Origin of the sequence: Streptomyces sp. NPDC008317, assembly GCF_042955955.1 — a bacterium.
GTDB lineage: Bacteria > Actinomycetota > Actinomycetes > Streptomycetales > Streptomycetaceae > Actinacidiphila.
Genome location: NZ_JBIBFQ010000004.1, coordinates 808977 through 829495 on the forward strand (window position 1 = coordinate 808977; position 20519 = coordinate 829495).

15 protein-coding genes are annotated in these 20519 nt (G+C 72.7%); 10 read left to right on the forward strand and 5 right to left on the reverse strand.

Annotation, left to right across the window (positions count from 1 at the left end; translation table 11 throughout):
* The first annotated feature begins 79 nt into the window (after nt 1-79).
* The gene (locus ACFY9V_RS16845; RefSeq protein ID WP_391127123.1) at nt 80-1294 is read left to right on the forward strand and encodes an aminotransferase class I/II-fold pyridoxal phosphate-dependent enzyme; all 1215 of its coding nucleotides are present in this window, start codon (nt 80-82) and stop codon (nt 1292-1294) included.
* 99 nt (nt 1295-1393) lie between these two features.
* Here the strand turns inward: ACFY9V_RS16845 and ACFY9V_RS16850 are convergent, their stop codons facing one another.
* Entirely contained in the window at nt 1394-3214 is a 1821-nt protein-coding gene (locus ACFY9V_RS16850) for a phosphoenolpyruvate carboxykinase (GTP) (RefSeq protein ID WP_355347836.1), read from the reverse strand.
* 256 nt (nt 3215-3470) lie between these two features.
* Here ACFY9V_RS16850 and ACFY9V_RS16855 point away from each other — a divergent pair, with 256 nt between their 5' ends.
* From ACFY9V_RS16855 to ACFY9V_RS16865, 3 genes are all read left to right on the forward strand, one after another.
* Nucleotides 3471-4169: a hemolysin III family protein gene (locus ACFY9V_RS16855; protein ID WP_355347833.1), complete on the forward strand. Its 699-nt coding sequence runs from the start codon at nt 3471-3473 to the stop codon at nt 4167-4169.
* A gap of 245 nt (nt 4170-4414) precedes the next feature.
* Entirely contained in the window at nt 4415-6130 is a 1716-nt protein-coding gene (locus ACFY9V_RS16860) for a DHA2 family efflux MFS transporter permease subunit (protein ID WP_391161709.1), read from the forward strand.
* Between the two features lie 4 nt (nt 6131-6134).
* The gene (locus tag ACFY9V_RS16865) at nt 6135-6755 is read left to right on the forward strand and encodes a TetR family transcriptional regulator (RefSeq protein ID WP_355347827.1); all 621 of its coding nucleotides are present in this window, start codon (nt 6135-6137) and stop codon (nt 6753-6755) included.
* 366 nt (nt 6756-7121) lie between these two features.
* On the opposite strand, the gene ACFY9V_RS16870 is transcribed toward ACFY9V_RS16865, so the two are convergent.
* Both ACFY9V_RS16870 and ACFY9V_RS16875 read right to left on the reverse strand, forming a co-directional pair.
* Nucleotides 7122-9173, reverse strand: coding sequence for a DUF255 domain-containing protein (locus ACFY9V_RS16870; RefSeq protein WP_391049134.1), 2052 nt, complete (start codon nt 9171-9173; stop codon nt 7122-7124).
* A gap of 139 nt (nt 9174-9312) precedes the next feature.
* Nucleotides 9313-9726, reverse strand: coding sequence for an arsenate reductase ArsC (locus ACFY9V_RS16875; RefSeq protein WP_391161710.1), 414 nt, complete (start codon nt 9724-9726; stop codon nt 9313-9315).
* A gap of 199 nt (nt 9727-9925) precedes the next feature.
* Between ACFY9V_RS16875 and ACFY9V_RS16880 the strand changes: the two genes are divergently transcribed.
* Nucleotides 9926-10234, forward strand: a complete 309-nt coding sequence (locus ACFY9V_RS16880) for a metalloregulator ArsR/SmtB family transcription factor (protein ID WP_355350097.1) — start codon at nt 9926-9928, stop codon at nt 10232-10234.
* On the forward strand, nt 10231-11397 hold the full coding sequence (arsB, locus tag ACFY9V_RS16885; protein WP_391161751.1) for an ACR3 family arsenite efflux transporter: 1167 nt from the start codon (nt 10231-10233) through the stop codon (nt 11395-11397). Before ACFY9V_RS16880 ends, arsB begins: the two co-directional genes overlap by 4 nt.
* 18 nt (nt 11398-11415) lie before the next feature.
* Here arsB and ACFY9V_RS16890 read toward each other — a convergent pair whose 3' ends face one another.
* Together ACFY9V_RS16890 and ACFY9V_RS16895 are read right to left on the reverse strand one after the other, a co-directional pair.
* On the reverse strand, nt 11416-11961 hold the full coding sequence (locus ACFY9V_RS16890) for a VOC family protein (RefSeq protein ID WP_391049126.1): 546 nt from the start codon (nt 11959-11961) through the stop codon (nt 11416-11418).
* A 124-nt stretch (nt 11962-12085) separates the two neighbouring features.
* Nucleotides 12086-13330: an MFS transporter gene (locus ACFY9V_RS16895; RefSeq protein WP_391161711.1), complete on the reverse strand. Its 1245-nt coding sequence runs from the start codon at nt 13328-13330 to the stop codon at nt 12086-12088.
* A gap of 127 nt (nt 13331-13457) precedes the next feature.
* On the opposite strand from ACFY9V_RS16895, the gene ACFY9V_RS16900 reads away from it, so the two are divergent.
* The 4 genes from ACFY9V_RS16900 to ACFY9V_RS16915 all read left to right on the forward strand — a co-directional run bounded on the left by ACFY9V_RS16900 (nt 13458) and on the right by ACFY9V_RS16915 (nt 20394).
* Nucleotides 13458-14444: a LysR family transcriptional regulator gene (locus ACFY9V_RS16900; RefSeq protein WP_391161713.1), complete on the forward strand. Its 987-nt coding sequence runs from the start codon at nt 13458-13460 to the stop codon at nt 14442-14444.
* A 152-nt stretch (nt 14445-14596) separates the two neighbouring features.
* A complete protein-coding gene (locus ACFY9V_RS16905; protein ID WP_355350112.1) occupies nt 14597-15331 on the forward strand; it encodes a trypsin-like serine protease in 735 nt (244 codons plus the stop codon).
* Between the two features lie 281 nt (nt 15332-15612).
* Entirely contained in the window at nt 15613-16770 is a 1158-nt protein-coding gene (locus ACFY9V_RS16910; RefSeq protein ID WP_355350115.1) for a hypothetical protein, read from the forward strand.
* 378 nt (nt 16771-17148) lie between these two features.
* Nucleotides 17149-20394, forward strand: a complete 3246-nt coding sequence (locus tag ACFY9V_RS16915) for a tetratricopeptide repeat protein (protein WP_391161714.1) — start codon at nt 17149-17151, stop codon at nt 20392-20394.
* The last annotated feature ends 125 nt before the right edge of the window (nt 20395-20519 follow it).

Here is a 20519-nt window from a genome sequence, read left to right on the forward strand (position 1 = left end):
GCAGCCGCGCCCCCGGGTCCGCCGGTACGTGGCGGAAAACACCGAGCGGTCCGCGTGACGTGGCCGTAAGGTGACCGGCATGCAGGTGATCCAGTCCACGAAGCTCGCCAACGTCTGCTACGACATCCGGGGCCCGGTCCTCGAAGAGGCCATGCGGCTGCAGGCGGCGGGTCACCGCATCCTGGAGCTGAACACCGGGAATCCGGCGCCGTTCGGGTTCGAGTGCCCGCCGGAGATCCTGGAGGACATGCTCAGGTCGCTGGGGACGGCGCACGGGTATGTGAACTCCAAGGGCATCCTCCCGGCGCGCCGCGCGGTGATGCAGCACTACCAGACCAAGGGCATCGACCTGGACGTCGAGGACGTCTACCTCGGCAACGGGGTGTCGGAGCTGATCCAGATGTCGATGCAGGCGCTGCTCGACGACGGTGACGAGGTGCTGGTGCCCGCGCCGGACTACCCGCTGTGGACGGCGTCGGTCTCGCTCTCCGGCGGCACGGCCGTGCACTACCGCTGCGACGAGCAGGCGGAATGGCAGCCGGACCTCGCCGACATCGAGCGGAAGATCACCGACCGCACCAAGGCGATCGTGATCATCAACCCGAACAACCCGACCGGCGCCGTGTACGACGACGAGATGCTGCGCGGCATCGCCGAGATCGCCCGCAGGCACCGGCTGATCGTCTGCGCCGACGAGATCTACGACAAGATCCTGTACGACGACGCGACGCACACCCCCTTCGCCGCCATCGCCCCCGACCTGATGACCCTGACCTTCAACGGTCTGTCGAAGGCGTACCGGGTGGCGGGCTTCCGCAGCGGCTGGCTCGCGGTGTGCGGCCCCAAGGACCACGCGACCAGCTACATCGAGGGTCTGACGATCCTGGCGAACATGCGGCTGTGCGCGAATGTGCCCGCGCAGCACGCCATCGCCACCGCCCTCGGCGGGCGCCAGTCCATCAAGGACCTCGTCCTGCCCGGCGGCCGGCTGACCGAGCAGCGCGACGCGGCGTACGCGGCCCTGACCGCCATCCCCGGCGTCACCTGCGTGAAGCCCAAGGGCGCCCTCTACGCCTTCCCGCGCCTCGACCCCAAGGTGCACAAGATCAAGGACGACCAGCAGATGGTCCTCGACCTCCTGCGGGCCGAGCGCATCCTCGTCGTCCAGGGCACCGGCTTCAACTGGCCCGACCCCGACCACTTCCGCCTCGTCACCCTCCCCGCCAAGGAGGACCTGACGGACGCGGTCACCCGCATCGGCGACTTCCTGGGCGGCTACAGCCAGGTGCCGTAAGAGGTACGGCGTCCGGGAGGGGTACGGGCCCGGAAGAGGTACGGCGAAGGAGCGCGGGAGGTCACCGCGAAGGGGCGCGGGCGATCCGCGCCCCCCACGTCAGCCCAGGCGCGCCACCAGGGACTCGTACTCGTCCCACAGCTCGCGCGGGGTGTGGGTGCCGAAGGTTTCGAGGTGGGCGGGGATGAGGGCGGCTTCCTCTTTCCAGACCTCGCGGTCGACGGACAGCAGCAGGTCGAGGTCGTCCTGCGAGATGTCGAGCCCCTCGGTGTCGAGGTCGCCGGGGGCCGGCAGGATGCCGATGGGGGTCTCGACGCCCTTGGCCTCGCCGTTGAGGCGTTCGACGATCCACTTCAGGACCCGGCTGTTCTCGCCGAAGCCCGGCCAGACGAAGCGCCCGGCGGCGTCCTTGCGGAACCAGTTGACGTAGTAGATCTTCGGCAGCTTGGCGGCGTCGTGCGTCTTGCCGAGCGAGACCCAGTGGCCGAAGTAGTCGCCCATGTTGTAGCCGCAGAACGGCAGCATGGCGAAGGGGTCGCGGCGCAGTTCGCCGACCTTGCCCTCGGCGGCGGCGGTCTTCTCGCTGGCGACGTTGGCGCCGAGGAAGACGCCGTGCTGCCAGTCGAAGGACTCGGTGACCAGCGGTACGGCCGAGGCGCGGCGTCCGCCGAAGAGGATCGCGGAGATCGGAACGCCGCGCGGGTCCTCCCACTCGGGCGCGATGATCGGGCACTGCGCGGCGGGGACGGTGAAGCGGGCGTTGGGGTGGGCGGCGGGCGTGCCGGACTGCGGCGTCCAGTCCTGGCCCTTCCAGTCCGTGAGGTGCGCGGGCGGCTCCTCGGTCATGCCCTCCCACCACACGTCGCCGTCGTCGGTGAGGGCGACATTGGTGAAGACGGAGTTGCCGTACATCGTCTTCATCGCGTTGGAGTTGGTGTGCTCTCCGGTGCCGGGCGCCACGCCGAAGAAACCGGCCTCGGGGTTGATGGCGTACAGGCGGCCGTCCTCGCCGAAGCGCATCCAGGCGATGTCGTCGCCGATGGTCTCGACGGTCCAGCCGGGGACGGTGGGCTCCAGCATCGCGAGGTTGGTCTTGCCGCAGGCCGAGGGGAACGCGGCGGCGACGTACTTGACGGCCTCGGGTCCCCCCTTGGGCGGGGTGAGCTTGAGGATCAGCATGTGCTCGGCGAGCCAGCCCTCGTCGCGGGCCATGACGGAGGCGATGCGCAGCGCGTAGCACTTCTTGCCGAGCAGGGCGTTGCCGCCGTAGCCGGAGCCGTAGGACCAGATCTCGCGGCTCTCGGGGAAGTGCGAGATGTACTTGGTGGTGTTGCACGGCCACGGAACGTCGGCCTGGCCCTCTTCGAGCGGGGCGCCCAGGGTGTGCACGGCCTTGACGAAGAAGCCGTCGGTGCCCAGTTCGTCCAGCACGGCCTGACCCATCCGGGTCATCGTGCGCATGGAGACGGCGACGTACGCGGAGTCGGTGATCTCCACGCCGATGGCGGACAGCGGTGAGCCGACCGGGCCCATGCAGAAGGGCACGACGTACATCGTGCGGCCCTTCATCGAGCCGCGGAAGACGCCCTTGTCGCCGGTGAAGATCTCCCGCATCTCGGCGGGGGCCTTCCAGTGGTTGGTCGGGCCCGCGTCCGCCTCGTTCTCCGAGCAGATGAAGGTCCGGTCCTCGACCCGCGCCACGTCCGAGGGGTCGGAGGCCGCGTAGTACGAGTTGGGGCGCAGGGTCGGGTCGAGCTTGGTGAAGGTGCCCTTGGCGACGAGTTCTCCGGCCAGGCGGTGGTACTCCGCCTCCGAGCCGTCGCACCACACGATCTCGTCGGGCTGGGTGAGTTCGGCGATCTCGCCGACCCAGCGGGTCAGTTCCTGATGGTTGGTGGGAGCCGCAATACCGCGCGCCACGATCGCTCCGTCCCGCCGGGTCCGCACAGAACCGGCGTCACAAATTGAGGGTTTGGTTCTCGGCCCCTTGGGGGCTGCGGCCCGGACGCGTTCGTGGAGTGCTCATCCGGTACCGACCGCACTCATATGAGTGTGGGCCCCGTCAAATGATTCTGTCCAGGGCGCCGCGAGTGAGCATCACCACTCCGGGAGTGTCCCGCGCCACCTTTAAATCTACTAACAGGTAACTTACGCGACCGTAGGTAGGATTGACGGCATGGTCCTTGGCAACGACACTTCAGAGGTGTCCCCCATCGTCGACGGCGTCGACTTGCCGATCCCCGTGAAACCCAAGCTCAGAGGGTGGTTGCACGCGGGGATGTTCCCCGCCGTGCTCGTCTCGGGAGTCGTGCTCACCGCCTTCGCCCAGAGCACCAGGGGACGGATCGCCTGCGGCGTCTTCACCGTGACCGCGTGCGCGCTGTTCGGCGTGAGCGCGCTCTACCACCGGGGCAACTGGGGCCCTCGGGGCGAAGCGATTTTGCGACGACTTGACCATGCGAACATCTTCCTGATCATCGCGGGCACGTACACGCCGCTGGCGATCCTGCTGCTGCCGGGCGACACCTCGAAGGCGCTGCTGTGGGTCGTCTGGGCGGGCGCGCTCGCCGGAATCGCCTTCCGCGTCTTCTGGGTCGGCGCCCCGCGCTGGCTCTACACCCCGTGCTACATCGCGCTCGGCTGGGTCGCGGTCTTCTTCCTGCCGGACTTCCTGCGGACCGGCGGCGTGGCCGTCATGGTCTGCGTCATCGTCGGCGGCCTGCTCTACAGCGGCGGCGCCGTCGTCTACGGCTTCAAGCGGCCGAATCCGTCACCGCGTTGGTTCGGCTTCCACGAGGTCTTCCACTCCTTCACGCTGGTCGCCTTCATCGTCCACTACGTCGGCATCTCGCTGGTCGCCTACCAGCACGCGTAAATCCGCCGGGCCGCAGCCGCCCGCCCCTTCACCCACCCGCGCCCGTCCCCACGGGGGCGGGTTTTTTCGTACGCCCGGACGTCGGCGCGCGCCCGCGGGTGAGTGAGGGCGCGTACGCCGGTGCGTACGCGTACGCCGACACCCATCCGCGGACGCGCCCACCCGCACGGGTTCCCATGCGGCGATCTGACAGCTACTCTTTTTTAGGAGTCACTCTCATTTGACACAGACCTTCAGGAGCCGTCATGGCAACCTCTTCCTCCCCGGCCCCGCCCCCGGCGGACGCCCAAGCCCCGCCGCAGGCGGACCCGCGGCGCTGGCTGGCACTGCTCGCGATCATCGCCAGCGTCCTCGTCCTCAGCTTCGACACGACGATCCTCAACGTGGCGCTGCCGACGATGTCCGCCCAGATCGGCGCCGACACCGGCGACATGCAGTGGATCGTGGACTCGTACACCGTCGTCTTCGCCGCCGCGATGCTCCCGGCGGGCCTGCTGGGCGACCGGTTCGGACGGCGCCGGATGCTGGTCACGGGCCTCGTCGTGTTCCTGGCCGGATCGATGCTCGGCGTGCTGGCGCACAGCCCGGGACCGGTGATCGCCGCCCGTACGGTGATGGGCGTCGGCGGGGCCTTCATCATGCCGCTGGCGCTGTCGGTGCTGCCGTCGATGTTCAGCGGGCAGGAGCGCTCGCGGGCGGTCGCGATCGTGTCCACCGCGATGGCGCTCGGCATGCCGCTCGGCCCGATCATCGGCGGCACGCTGCTCGAACACTTCTGGTGGGGCTCGGTCTTCCTGATCAACATCCCGCTGGTCGGCCTGAGCGTCGTCGCCTGCATGACGCTGCTGCCCGAGACCCGCGACCCCGCCGCGCCCCGGGTGGACGTCCCCAGCACGGTGTTCGCCGCCGGGGGCCTCGGCGCCCTGGTCTTCGGCATCATCGAGGCGCCCGACCGGGGCTGGGGCGACCCGCTGGTGCTGCTGATGCTCTTCGGCGGGGTCGCGCTGATCGCCGGGCTGGTGCTGCGCGAGCGCGGGGTGAGCAGGCCGATGCTCGACCTGACCCTGCTGCGGCAGCGCGGTTTCGTGTGGAACGCGGTCGCCGCCACCCTGGTCACCTTCATCCTCACCGGGCTGCTCTTCGTCCTGCCGTCCTACCTCCAGACCTCCCTGGGCTACGACGCGTTCGGCACCGGTCTGCGGCTGCTGCCGATGATGGGCGGGCTGATGTTCTCCGCCCGCGCGGGCTCCCCGCTGGTCAAGCGGTTCGGCCCGCGGCCGGTGATCGTCGGCGGACTCGCCGTCCTGGCGGGCGCGGCCTTCCTCGGCAGCACCACGCGCGTCGGTGACGGCTACGGCGTCACCGCCCTGTGGCTGTCGATCGCCGGGCTCGGCTTCGGCCTCGCCATCGTGCCCGCCATGGACAGCGCGCTCGGCGCGCTCCCCCGCGAGCGCGCGGGCAGCGGCTCGGGACTGCTCCAGACGCTGCGGCAGACCGGCGGCGCGATCGGCGTCGCCATCCTCGGCAGCGTCCTCGCCGCCGGGTACACCGGACGGCTGGACACCGGCGGCCTGTCCTCGGCCGCCGCGCACACCGCCAAGGACTCCGTCGTCGGCGCCCACGCCGTCGCCGCCTCCCTGGGCGACCGCGCGCTGGCCACCGCAGCCGACGCCGCGTACCTGCACGGCATGAGCGTCGTCCTCACCGTCTGCGGTGTCGCGTCCCTGGTGGCCGCCGCGCTGGTGGCGGCCTTCCTGCCGAACCCGCGCACCGGGAAAGCGACGGACGGGGGCGCGAAGGGGTCTGGAGACGGGTCCGGATACGGGACCGGGTCCGGACACGGGTCCGGGTCCGGGAGCGACACCGCGCCCGGCATCGTGACTGGCGCCGTGACCGGCTCCGACACCCGCGCCGGGGCATCGCTGCCCGTGGCAGAACGCACCACGGATGCCGGACAATGAGGCCATGTCCCCTCGCTCCAGCGGCATCATCCCGGCGAAGACCGGTCTGCGCGAACGCAAGAAGGCCCAGACCCGCCAGGCCATCCGCGCCGCCGCCTACCGGCTCTTCGCCGAGCAGGGGTACGACGCCACCCCCGTCGACCAGATCGCGGCCGAGGCGGACGTCTCGCCGAGCACCGTCTTCCGGTACTTCCCCACCAAGGAGGACATCGTCCTCACGGACGAGTACGACGCGGGCATGGCCGAGATGCTGCGGTCCCGGCCCGCCGACGAGTCACCGCTGACGGCGCTGGAAATGGTCATGCACGAATCGCTCAGCCTGCTGCTCCAGGACCCCGAGGGCCAGGCCGAGATGGTTCAGCGCGAGGAACTGGTCCGCGACGTCCCCGCCATCCGCTCCCGCTCCCACGAAACCATGTCGGAGACCGGTCGGCTGCTCGGCGGCATCATCGCCGAGCGGTCCGGCCGCTCGGCCGACGACCTCGAGGTACGCGTCTTCACCGCCGCCGTCTTCAGCGTCATCCACGAGACGACGATGTACTGGGTCGAACAGGGCCGCACCGAAGACCTCCTCCCCCTCCTCGACCGCGCCCTCGGCCTGCTGCGCGGTGGCCTGGAGTTCTGACCCCGCGCGCCTCCCCCGGCACCAAGCCCCCAGCCCCCACCCCCCGGTGACCCGGCCACCCCCGATCCGCCCCGCCGGGACGGGCGGTGACCCGCGGGAGCGTCGTGGCTGGGCGCGCCCACGCGGCAGCAGCCGCAGATCAAACACAGTCCCGCGCCCCTAAAAAGATCGGCCCACCGCCCGGACAAAAGACAGTGCGCCCCGTCAGGGGCGCTGGGGGCACCTCCCGGCCGAAGGCTGGGGGAGGAACTGCGCGAGCAACCCACCACCGGCCGGTGGTCCGGGAACAACCGAAACGCCCCGCCGGGACGGGCGGTGACCCGCGGGAGCGTCGTGGCTGAGCGCGCACCCCCGCAGGGGGGCCGACTAGCTCGGGCGGGGTCCGGTCCACACGTCGGAGCGGAGCTGCGAGCGGAGGGTGCGGGCGTCGGACGTCGGCGCGTCGCAGACGAAGTTGCGGCAGACGTACGCGGCGGCCTGCCCGGCGCGCGTCGGCCGGGCGTGCAGCAGCGGGAATTCCGTACTGCCCTCCTCGCCGACCGCGACCACGGCGCCGGGCGCGGCGCCGAGCAGCGCGGTGAGGTGGAGTTCGTCGGTCAGGGGATCGCCGACCGCGCCGACGACGGCGACCTCGCGCGGCCCGTCGAGCGCGGCCTCGGCGACGGCCAGACCCCAGCCGACGAACCGCGGCGCGCGGGAGGCGAGCGCGCCGACGACACCCAACGCCCTTTCCGCGGCGGTGCGGTGGGCGTCGGAGCCGGTGTGGGCGGCGTAGGTGAGCAGCGCACCGGCGGCGGCCGTCCAGCCGGACGGCGTCGCGTTGTCGGTGGGGTCCTGCGGGCGGCGGATCAGGGTCTCGGCGTCGTCGGCGGTGTCGTACAGCCCGCCGTCGTCCGCGGTGAAGTGGACGATGACGGAGTCGAGCAGCAGCCCGGCGAAGTCCAGCCAGACGCCCTCGCCGGTCACCGACGCGAGTGCCAGGAAGCCCTCGGCGACGTCGCCGTAGTCCTCCAGCACACCGTCGTTGGCCCCGGCGACGCCGTCGCGCGAGGTGCGCGAGAGCCGTCCGCGCTCGTCCATGTGGACGCGTACGAGCAGGTCGGCGGCGTCGACCGCGGCCTGTACGAGGTCGGGCCTGTCGAAGTAGGCGCCGGTCTCGGCGAGCGCGGCGATGGCCAGGCCGTTCCAGGCGGCGACCACCTTGTCGTCACGCCCCGGACGGGGGCGCGACGCGCGGGCGGTGAGCAGCCGTTCGCGTACGGAGGCGACCCGGTCGGCGTCCACCACGCCGTTGCCCTGCGGGAGTTGGAGTACGGAGGCGCCCTCCTCGAAGGTGCCCTCCTCGGTGACGCCGAAGTAGCCCGCCGCGAACTCCCCGTCGGCCGCGCCCAGTACCTCGGTGAGCTGCGCGGGCGTCCACGCGTAGTAGGCGCCCTCGGCGTGCTTGCCGGTGCCGTCGTCGCTGTCGGCGTCCAGCGCGGACGCGAACCCGCCCTCGTCCGTGGCCAGTTCGGCGATCATGAAGTCCGCGGTCTCCAGCGCGACGCGGCGCGCGAAGTCGGAGCCGGTGGCCCGCCAAAGGTGCGCGTACACGCGGGTGAGCAGCGCGTTGTCGTAGAGCATTTTCTCGAAGTGCGGGACGGTCCAGGTGCGGTCGACCGCGTACCGGGCGAAGCCGCCGCCGAGTTGGTCGTAGATCCCGCCGCGCGCCATCGCCTCGCAGGTGTCGCGGGCCATCTGCAACGCGCCCTCGGCGCCGGTCCGCGCGTGGTGCCGCAGCAGGAACTCCAGCGCCATGGACGGCGGGAACTTCGGCGCCCCGCCGAACCCGCCACGCCGCGCGTCGTATTCACGGGTCAGCCCGAGCAGCGCCGCCGACAGTTCGCCTTCACCCGGATGGACGGCCGCGCCGTACGCGTCGGCCCGCTCGGCCAAGTCCCGGACGATCCGCGTCGCGACATCCGCGACCTCCTCGCGCCGGTCCCGCCACGCCGCGACGACGCCCTCCAGCACGTCCCGGAAGCCGGGCATCCCCTGCCGCGCGGCCGGCGGGAAGTACGTACCGAAGTAGAACGGCTCGCCCTCCGGCGTCAGAAACACCGTCATCGGCCAGCCGCCCTGACCGGTGGCCGCCTGCACGGCCTCCATGTACACGGCGTCGACGTCCGGCCGCTCCTCGCGGTCCACCTTCACCGACACGAAGTGCTCATTGAGATACGCGGCCGTCACCTCGTCCTCGAAGGACTCGTGCGCCATCACATGGCACCAGTGACACGCGCTGTACCCCACGCTCAGCAGCACCGGCACACCGCGCTTGCGCGCCTCCGCGAACGCCTCCGCCCCCCACGGCCACCAGTCCACGGGATTCGCGGCGTGCTGGAGAAGATAGGGCGAGGTCGCGTCAGCCAACCGGTTCACGCGGCCTAGCCTCTCACAAAGCAAGGCCCGCGAGACGATCGCGCGCGGCGGCGGGAGGCTGTCGTTCGGGCATCTCGACGCACCGGGCGGGAGCGGGAGCGGGACCGGTGGGGACGGGGTCCGGCGGGGGGCGGGGCGGTCAAGGGGCCGGGGGTGGGGCGATCTCGTCGAGGAGGGTCTTGACCAGGGACTTGATCTCGTCGCGGATCGGGCGCACGGCTTCGACGCCCTGGCCGGCCGGGTCGTCGAGCTTCCAATCGAGGTAGCGCTTGCCGGGGAAGACCGGGCAGGTGTCGCCGCAGCCCATCGTGACGCACACGTCGGACTCGCGTACCGCGTCCACGGTGAGGATCTTCGGGGCCTCGGCGGAGATGTCGATGCCGACCTCGGCCATGGCCCGGACGGCGGCCGGGTTGACGGCGGCGCCCGGGTCGGACCCGGCGGAGCGGACCTCGACGCGGCCTCCGGCCAGGTGGGTGAGCCACGCGGCGGCCATCTGCGAGCGGCCGGCGTTGTGGACGCAGACGAACAGGACGGAAGGCTTGTCGGACATGGGACTTCCCTGTTCCTTCCTCGGTTGAACGGCGTGATGGGACGGGCGTGGTGGGACCGGCGTGATGAGACCGGCGTGATGAGGCGGGCTTGGTGCGACGGCTTGACGGGACGGGTTCGCTGCGGCGACGTGGCGAGGCGAACGAACGATTCAGCCCGCGCTGGTATCAGCAGCGACTGATGTGTGACAGTATCAGTCCATGCTGACATCAGTCGACACTGATCTGATGCGGGTGCTGGCCGACCCGCTCAGGCTCCGGATCGTGACCCTGCTCGCTCGCGAGACCCTGTGCACCACGCACCTGGTCGAGGAGACCGGAGCCAGGCAGACCAATCTCTCCAACCACATGAAGGTCCTGCGCGAGGCGGGCGTGGTGGACACCGAGCCCTGCGGCCGGTTCGTCTACTACAAGCTGCGCCCCGAGGTGCTGGCCGGACTGTCCGAGCGGTTCGCCGCGCTCGCGGAGTCCGCGCGTACCGCCGCCGAGAACAAGCGGGCGTGCCCGTGACCTCGGCGGAACCCCGGCCCGCGCCCTCCGCGCAGCTCCGACCCGCGCCCTCCGCGCAGCCCGCCGCCGCCCGCCCACCGGGCGGCGGTCCGGCCCCGCGCGACTCGGTCGTCGGGAAGCTCTCCGCCCTGGACCGCTACCTCGCGGTCTGGATCCTGGCCGCGATGGGGGCCGGTCTGGGGCTGGGCCGCGCCGTCCCGGGGCTGAACGACGCGCTCGCGAAGACCGAGATCGGCGGGATCTCGCTGCCGATCGCGCTCGGTCTGCTCGTGATGATGTACCCGGTGCTGGCCAAGGTCCGCTACGACCGGCTCGACCGCGTCACCGGCGACCGGAAGCTGATGGCGTCCTCCCTGCTCCTCAACTGGGTCGTCGGCCCCGCCATCATGTTCGCGCTGGCCTGGCTCTTCCTGCCGGACCTGCCCGAGTACCGCACCGGTCTGATCATCGTGGGACTCGCCCGCTGCATCGCCATGGTCGTCATCTGGAACGACCTCGCGTGCGGCGACCGCGAGGCCGCCGCCGTCCTGGTCGCGCTCAACTCGGTGTTCCAGGTGCTCGCGTTCGCGCTGCTGGGCTGGTTCTACCTCGACCTGCTGCCGCGTCTGCTCAACCTCGGCGACGGCCAGGGCCTGGACGTCTCCGCCTGGCACATCGCGCTGAACGTCGTCGTCTTCCTCGGCGTGCCCCTGCTCGCGGGGTTCCTCACGCGCCGCGTCGGCGAGCGGCGCGTGGGGCGCGAGCGGTACGAGAGCGCGTTCCTGCCGAGGATCGGCCCGTGGGCGCTGTACGGGCTGCTGTTCACGATCGTCGTCCTCTTCGCCCTCCAGGGCGGGACGATCACCTCGCGCCCGCTGGACGTCGTACGGATCGCGGCTCCGCTGCTGGTCTACTTCGCGGTCATGTTCTTCGGCGCCTTCCTCCTCGGCAAGGGTGTCGGTCTGGCCTACGACCGCACCGCGACCCTCGCGTTCACCGCGGCGGGCAACAACTTCGAACTGGCCATCGCGGTCGCCGTCGCCACCTTCGGGGTCACCTCCGGCCAGGCGCTGGCCGGGGTCGTCGGCCCGCTGATCGAGGTCCCCGTCCTGATCGGCCTCGTCCACGTCGCGCTCGCCTGGCGCCGGAGGTTCACCGCCGACGCGCTGACGACGGCTGATTGACGCTGATTGACCTACGCCTTACGCGTCCTGGCCGCGGGGCCAGGTCCTGACGGGGGCGCTGCTGCGGCCGGCCCGGCCGCTCAGCTCGGCGTCGAGGGTCTCCTGGGCCACGCGCATGGCCTCGGCGTACACGGGGTCCTCCAGCCGCTTCCACATGTCGTCCGCGGAGACGTCCTCCACGCGGCTGACCACCCACCAGATGTTGCCGAAGGGGTCCTTGATCCGGCCGCCGCGCTGTCCGAAGGCGTCGTCGGCCAGCTCCGTGACGATACGGCCGCCGGCCGCGACGGCCCGCGCGAACGCCTCGTCGGCGTCGGCGACGAACACCCGCAGCAGGCTCGGCACGACGGGCCAGTCCGCGTGCCGGTCGAAGGCCAGCACCACGGTGTCGCCGATACGGATCTCGCCGTGTCCGATCAGGCCGTCCTCCGTCGCCACCCGCCCGAGTTCCTCACCCCCGAACGCCGCGGCCACGAAGTCGAGGAACGCCCCCGTGTCGTCGGTGACCACCCAGGGCGCCACCGTGGTGTAGCCCTCGGGCGCGGCATTGGTCTTCTCGGGCATCGCGGTCCTTTCGCTGACATCGGTTGTCGACAGCGACGCTAGGCGCGATTGCGGTCAGTTCCGGTCCGCAACGGCGCAGCGGCGGTGCCGCGATCCGCCGATACCCCCGCCCGGGCCCGGTCGGTCACGGCCGGCCGGGGGCCACGGCCGGCTCGGGGCTCGGGGTGAGGTCGCGGCGGGGCAGCAGGAGCGGGGTGGTCAGGATGAGCAGGCCCACGACCGTGAGGGCGGTGCGCGGGCCGGTGACGTCGGCGAGCAGCCCGGCGAGCGCGGTGAGGACGGCGATGGCCGTCTGCTGGCCGATCGACCAGGCCGACAGGGTCCGGGCGACGAGGTGCCGGGGGGTGTGTTCGAGCCGGTAGGTGGCGAGCACCGGTGTGTACAGGCTCATGTTGACGATGATCGCCAGCTCGACGGCGATCACGGTGAGCAGGCCGACGACGCCGGGCCGGACGAAGGCCAGCCCGATCAGCCAGACGGCGCGCAGAGTGCCGACGGTCCGGAAGACCCACTGCTGCCCGTGGCGGGCCACCACCCGGCGGGCCAGCCGCGAGCCGATGAGCCCGCCGACGCAGGGCGCGGCGAAGGCGAGGCCGTACTGCCAGGGCGGGAAGCCGAGTTGGCGCAGCAGGAGCACGGCGAGCAGCGGTTCCGTGGCCATGATCAGACCGCCGACGAGCAGCTGGTTGAGGTAGAGCGCCCGCAGGCCGGGGTGGCCCAGGAGGTGCCGCCAGCCGTCGAGCAGCGCGCCCGCCCGGGTCGTCGGTGTGCCGGTGGGCCGCGGCGTGTCCTCCCGGCCGCGGATCGCGGTGACGCACAGCGCGGAGCACAGGTAGCTGAGCGCGTCGGCCACGACGGTGGCGACCGGCCCGAACAGGCCGATGGCCGCTCCGCCGAGCGGCGGCCCGACCGCGATGGAGCTCCAGTTCGTGGACTCGAAGCGGGCGTTGGCCACGAGCAGGTCGTCCGGCCGGACGAGCGTCTTGAGGTAGGCGCCGCTGGAGGCGTTGAAGGCGATCTTGGCCGCGGCGGACACGGCGGAGACCACGAGCAGGTGGACGAAGCTGAGCCAGCCGAGGGCGTACGCGGCCGGGACCGTCGCCATGACCGCGAACCGGGTCAGGTCCATCGCGACCATGACCGGGCGCTTGCGCCGGAACTCCACCCACGGCGCGAGCGGCAGCGCGATCAGCGCTCCCACCGCGGGCCCCACGGCGGACAGCGCGGACACCTCGGCGGGGCCCGCGTGCAGGGCCAGCACCGCGATCAGCGGCAGCGCGCCGAAGCCCAGCCCCGACCCGTAGGCGCTCACCGCGTACGCCGCCCACAGCCAGCCGAACGGCCGGCCCAGCGCTCTCCTGCCCCTCATGCGCGGCGCTCCCCCTTCGACGGGCCGACGTGGACCGGTGAGAGCTAAGCGAGCGGCACAACCGCAGGTCAAACAACCGCACCGCCCGCGATCCACAACCATTCGTTGTTCACTAAGGTGAATCGACGTGGACCTCGAAGCCGTACGCACCTTCGTCGCCGTCGCGGACGCGGGCCAGTTCCAGAAGGCCGCCGCCGACCTGTCGATCACCCAGCAGGCGGTCTCCAAGCGGGTCGCCGCGCTGGAACGCGCCCTGGGCATGCGGCTGTTCGCCCGCGCCCCGCGCGGCGCCGAACTCACCATCGACGGCCAGGCGTTCCTGCCCCACGCGCGCGAACTGCTGCGCGTCGCCGAACGCGCGGTCGCGTCCGTACGCCCCGGCCGCCGTCCGCTGCGCGTCGACGTGATGGCCTCGCGCGGCGCGCAGGCGGGCCTGATGCGCGGCTTCCACCGCGCGCACCCCGAGATCGACCTCGACGTGGTGATGCTGCTGGAATTCGGCACGGCCGTCGGCGCCGTCAGGTCCGGTGCGATCGACGCGACCTTCCGCGCCGTCGCCGCGCCCGGGCTGCCGCTCCCCGAGGACGTCGCGTCCGTACGGGTGCTCGACGAGCCGCTCCAGCTCCTCACCGGCCCGGCCCACGCGCTGGCGGGCGCCCGGTCGGTGACCGTCGAGCGGCTCGTGGGGCACCGGATCTGGATGCCCGGCATCGTCCCCGGCTCGGAGTGGGGCGCCTACTACGACGACCTCGTCGACGAGTTCGGCCTCACCATCGAGGCGACCGGCCCCAACTTCGGCTCCGACGCGCTTCTCGACACCCTCGCCGAGACCCCGGCGCTGGCCACCTTCATGGGCGAGCCCACCCGTCTCATCTGGCCCGCGGGCCACGGCCTGCGCCGTATCCCGGTGACCGACCCCACCCCCGTCTACCCGCACGCCCTCCTGTGGCACCGCGACAACCCCCACCCGGCGCTGGCCGTTCTGCGCGCCCACCTCGCCGCCGCGGCGACCGCCCACGACGCCGCCGGGACCTGGCGCCCCGACTGGGTGACCCCCCCGCCTCCGGTGTCACCGCCGACGAACTCCGGGCCGGATGCGCCGGGTGGCGGCTGACCGACGTGACGCCCGGTGCGCGTCCGGTCCGGAAAGCCGGGGGTCGGCGCGTACGCTCATGGGCGGATGTTCCGGAAGTGGCGGAAGTGGTGCCAATGGCACCAGTGGCGCCAGCGGGAGCGGTGCCGGGTGAGCGTGAGGGGTGGTCGCGGATGGCGGGGCGGATTCGGGTGCTGCTGACGGCCGTACTAGTGGCCGTGACGGGGATCGTGACGGCGTCGGCACCGGCCTCCGCGGTGATCGGCGGGTCGAAGAGCACGTACGGGCCGTGGGCGGTGCGGATGTTCGTCGACGGGAAGCCCGTGTGCACCGGGACGGCCGTGACGCGCCGGTGGATTCTGACCGCGTCGCACTGCTTCTTCGAGCAGGCGCGGCCGGTCGCGGACAAGCGGATCACGTTCCGGGTGGGCAGCCTCGACGTCCGCAAGGGCACGACGGTCCGGCCGGTGCCCGGCGGGCGCGTGGGAAGCGCCGTCGCCGACATGATGCTGGTCGAGGTGCCGGCCATGCACGTCCGCACGGCGCGCCTGTCCACCGCGCCCGTCCGCCCCGGCCGGACCGTGCGGGTGTACGGGTGGGGCGCGACGTGCGCCGGGGACGAGAACTCCTGCCAGTCGCCGGTGCTCAAGCAGTCGCGGCTGCGGGTCGTCCGGCCGGACGACCCGCGGTGCGACGGCGCCACCGCGCCGGGCGGCTCGGACTTCTGCATGGTGAAGGTGTCCGGGATCCCCGCGGGCGGGGACTCCGGCGGACCGGTGATGAGCGTCGCCCCGCACGGCGCGGAAACCCTCCTCGGCGTCTTCGACGGCTCCGACCGGGAGAAGGTCGCCGAGGCCGGGGACGTCGGTCAGCAGCTCGCCTGGATCCGCTCGGTCACCCGCCGGTAGCCCCCACCGCCCGCCTCGATCCGCACCCGGCGGTGGCCGCCACCGCACGCCCAGATCCGCCCCGTCACCCGGCGGTACCCGCCACCGCCACCGGGCCTGCTGGGTACGGAACAAGCGGCGACATGGCCTGGAAGTCGGCGGGGCGCGTGGCGCGGGCTTCGGCGAGGGGCCGGACAGCTGCCGGACAGGTGCGGGACAACCGCCGTACACCGACCGGATAGACTGCCGCAATTCTGCACCTCACCCGTATGCACCGTTTTTCACGCCAAAGAGGGAGCGTCGTGGCGCTGCTCGACCACACCCGGCCGGCGCCCGCGGCGGAGCCCACCGGCCGGGGAGACGCGCTGCGGCGCGCGGCCCGCGCGGCGGCGCCCGCGGTCCTCGGCTATCTGCTGGTGCGGCTCGCGGCGACCGCGATGCTCTGGATGTGGGCGCGGTCGGAACACAAGAGCCTGCTGGGGCTGCTGGGCCGCAAATGGGACTCGCTGTGGTTCCTGGGCATCATCGAGCACGGCTACGACCACGGCACCCCGGCGCAGAGCAACCTCGCGTTCTTCCCGCTCTACCCCCAACTGGTGCGCGGCACCGCCGCGCTGTCCCCCACCGGGCCCGCGACCACCGGCGTCGTCCTCGGCTGGCTCTTCGCGCTGGCCGCCGCCTGGGGCATCTACGCGGTCGGCGCGAAGCTGTACGGCCAGCGCGCCGGGGTGGTGCTCGCCGTGCTGTGGGGCGTCATCCCGCACGCCGTCGTCGAGTCGATGGCGTACACCGAGAGCCTGTTCACGGCGCTGGCCGCCTGGACGCTGTACGCGCTGCTCTGCGAACACTGGCTGACCAGTGCCTTCCTGTGCCTGCTCGCCGGGCTGACCCGGCCGACCGCCTCCGCGCTGGTGCCGGTGGTCTGCCTGGCCGCGCTGTTCGCGATCGTCCGCGCGCCGCGCGCCTGGCGCGCGTGGGCGGCGCTGCTGATCGCGCCCGCCGGCTGGATCGGCTATCTGGTGTGGGTGGGCCTGCGGGTGCACCGGCTGGACGGCTGGTTCCACATCCAGAAGGACGGCTGGGGATCGTCGTGGGACGGCGGCCGGTTCACCGTCGACAGCGCCCGGCACATCCTCAGCACGCCGTCGGCGCTCGACCTGTACGCGGTGACCGTCGTCCTGCTGCTGGCCGTGGCGCTCTTCGTCCTCGGCGTGCTCGACCGGCAGCCCTGGCCGCTGCTGCTCTTCAGCTTCCTGCTGCTGGCCACCTCGATCGGCGGCTCCGGCTACTACCACTCCAAGGCGCGCTTCCTCGTCGCGGCCTTCCCGCTGCTCATCCCGCCCGCCGTGGCACTGGCCAAGGCCAGGACCGGTACGGCCGTCACCGTCGTGACGACGCTGACGCTGGTGTCCGGGTACTTCGGCGGCTATCTGCTGCTGGTCTGGAACCACTCCCCGTGAGCCGGGCGGTTCACAAGCCGTAGCGCCGACGCCGTCGAAGACGCGCGGCATCGCGGACTGCCACGGCGCGCGGGAGAGCCGGGCGCCGACGCCGAGGCGCACGAGATGCTCGACCTCTGCCTCGGCGACAAGACGCCCTACGGCCTGATCGGCCTGTTCACCGGCGCCGCACCACCGGAACCCGCCTCCCCGCGCGGGCCTGAACCGCGCGCGTGCGCGCGGCGGCGACGGCGGCTCCGCGCCCAGGAGGGGCGCGCGGGGACGGCGCTGTGGGATCCACAGGGCCGCGGGGGCTTGACGCGGGCGCTGGGTGGGCACCAAACCCACTCATGGGTTGTCCGCACGTCGAAGTTGTCGAAGCCGTACGCGGGAGGACATGTGCCGGAGTCACGGGCCGCGCTGCGCGCCCCGCACCGGGCCGAGGTGGTGCGCCTGCTGGAGCGGGCGGTGGCCCAGCAGGGGCAGGGCGTGGACGGGAAGGCGCTGCTGGCGCGGGGGTTGGAGCGGCTGGAGGAGATCGCGGCCGCGGCGGACGAGGAGTACGGGGCGTACGTCAGGGCGCTGGAGGCCGGTCAGGCGGCCGGACCGCAGGAGCGCTCGGGGCGCGCCACCGCCGCGGTGCAGGGCCTGGTCGCGGGCGTAACGGCCGCGGTGGCCTTCGGAGTCGACCTCGGCTACGGCCTCGCGGCGGGACCCGCGCTGGTGACCGGCCTCGCGGTCGGCGCGGCGGGAGCGGTGACGCTGACCGGAGCGGGCAAGCAGGGAAAGGCGCGGCGCGCGGGCGCCGGCCAGGGCTTACCGGGCGGTCCGGAACAACTGCGGCTGCTGTGGCTGGCCGCGCTCGACCGCCGCGGCGTACGGCCGTTCATCGAGGCGCAGCGCGCGGTCGTCCCCGCGCCGCCCCGCAAGCAGTCCGCCAAGGTGCCCAACCAGCCCTCCCCGCCGCGCCGTTCGGGCAACGACCGCAGCGCGGCGGCCCGCACACGCGCCGTACTGGAGCAGTCGTTCGGCCATCTCCCGGACGCAGAAGGCCCGTTCGCCGGGCGCCGCGCCCATGTCGCGCGGATCGCCCAGTGGGTGCACCAGGCCCGGGTGTCCACGGCGGTACGGCCCACCGTGGTCGTCCTGCACGGCCCGGCGGGCAGCGGCCGTACGACGCTGGCGGTGCGTACCGCACGGCAGTTGAAGGACCAGTTCCGCGGCGCGTGCGTGGTGGACCTGCGCGGCGCGAGCGACGGCAGGACGCCGCTGCCCACCAGGGAGGCGCTGCTGCACCTGCTCAACCGGCTCGGCGCGCCCCGCGACCAGCTCCTCTTCCGCGAGCGGCAGAATCAGGAACAGCACCTGCGACGGCTCAGCGAGCAGTACCAGCAGCACCTCAGGGACGTGCCCGTGGTGATCGTGCTGGACGACGCCACCGACGCGGCGCAGATCAGGACGCTGGTCCCCGAGCGGTCCGAGAGCCTGGTGCTGGTCACCAGCCGCGCGCCGTTCGACCCGGAGGAACTGGCGCTGCCCGGCGCCTTCGTGCACAGCCTGGACGTCGGCGCGCTCGACGCGGACGACACCTTGGAGCTGCTGGGCGAACTGGCCGCGGCGGGCGGCGGCGCCGCCCCGCTGCGGGAGGAGGCCGAGCGGCTGCGCGACCTGTGCGCGGGTCTGCCGATAGCCCTGCGGATCGCCGGAGCCGCGCTCCCCGACCACCACGGCGCCACCGAACTCGCCGCAGACCTGGAGGTGTTCGGCCCGCGCGACCCGGTCGACCGCGTCCTCGCACTGCGCTACCACGACCAGCCGGAGCCCAACCGCCGCCTGCTGCGCCGCCTCGCGCTGGCCGGGCGCGCCAGCTTCGGCGCCGCCGCCGCGGCGGCCCTGATGGCCACCGACGAACGCGAGGTCGCCCGCAGGCTCGACGAACTCGCCGCCGCGGGGCTGATCGAGAACGTCCGCGGCAGCCGCTACCGCCCGCACGACCTCGTCCGCGCCTTCGCGGGCGAACGGCTGCTGGACGAGGAGGACCCGGTGGAGCGCGGCGCCGCCCACGAGCGGCTGATCCGCTCGTACGCGGACCTCGCGAACACCGTCATCCGGCTGGTCGAGGGCAAGACCTCCACCCGCGCCGGGCGCTTCGGCCAGCACGGCTTCGCCTCACTGGAGCTGGCGCTGCGCTGGCTGGACGAGGAGTCCAGCTTCATCACCGCCGCGCTGCGCGACACCGAGGGCGTCGACCGGGCCGCCGTACAGGCGCTGCTCGGCGCGCTGTGCGACTACTGCCTGCTGCGCGGCGACCTCTACCGGCTCGGCGAGATCAGCGAGATGGCGCAGGCCCAACAGGCCGCCGGGCAGCAGAAGTCGGGCCCCGACGAGGACCGCTCGGTGCTGGTGCGGTCGGTGCAGTGGCGTACCGGCATCGCGGCCCGGCAGCTCGGCGAGCTGGACAAGGCGCGGTCGACGCTGACGTCGGTGGTCGACCTGTACTTCGAGGCGCGGCACCCGTCGGGCGCGGCCCGCGCGCTGGACAGCCTCGGCATCACCCTGCACCACCAGGGCAACCTCAAGGAGGCCGAGCGCAGGCTGCGCGAGGCGCTGGAGATCCAGTCCGCCCCCGAGCTGGACGAGGACCGGGCCTGGACGCTGCACGCGCTGGCCGCCGTGCTGCGCGACATGGGCCAGGTCGGCACGGCGCTGGAGCTGCTGCGCGAGTCGCTGGCGCTGCACCGCGAGAACGAGAGCGTGCAGGGCGAGGCGTGGGCGCACCTCCAGCTCGGCCAGGTGTACCTGCGGCTCGGGCGGCTCGACCTCGGCGAGGCCGAACTGCGCGCCGCCGGGCAGTCGTACGCGCTGGCCCGCGACCCGCGCGGCGGCGCGTGGACCGCGACGCAGCTCGCCCGGGCCCTGCTGCTGCGCGGCGAGGCCCGGCAGGCCGCCCAGGACCTGGACGAGGCGGTGCAGCGGCACCGCGCCTGCGAGGACGCGCGCGGCGAGGCGTGGACGCTGTACTACCTCGGGCACGCGCTGGAGGAGTCCGGCGACACCGACTCGGCGCTGCGCACCCTGGAACGCGCCCGCACGATGTTCTCCCGCATGCGGGACGTCTACGGGCTGGCCTGCGCCCGGCACCACTCCGCGCGGGTCACCCGTGACCAGCGGGCGGCCCGTACCGGCAATCTGCGCAACAGCGGCTTCGCCCGGCAGCTCCTCCAGGACGCCCGCCAGGACTTCCGCCGGATCGGCGTCGAGCACGGCGAGGCGTGGTCGTGCGTCGAGCTGTCCGTCATCGACGCCGGGAACGGGCGGCTGCCCGAGGCCCTCGCCCTCCTCGACGAGGCCGTCGAGCTCTTCCGTGGGCTCGGCGACCGGCGCGGCCACGACTGGGCCGTCTTCCTGCGCGCCACCGTCCAGCCGCTGCTCTCCGAGGACGGCCTGCCCCTGGCCCGCTCAGCCCTCGCCGGGCTCCTCGCCGACGCCTATCCGGGGCGGGACCCGGACCTCGAGGAGTACGTCGAGGCGTACGCCCTCCTCCTGGAGCGCGGCACCGTCGCCCCCGGCGGACCCTGGGACACCTGGCGCCTCGGCATGACCCCCGGCCGCTCCGCCCGCATGGTCATGGCCGTCCCCGTCTGACCCCGCCCTTGCACACGACGTGCCCCGTCGGGGGCGCGGGGAACCGCGCGGCCGGCCACGACGCTCCCGCAGGTCACCACCCGCCCCGGCGGGGCAGATCGGTGGTCTCCGGACCACCGGCCGGT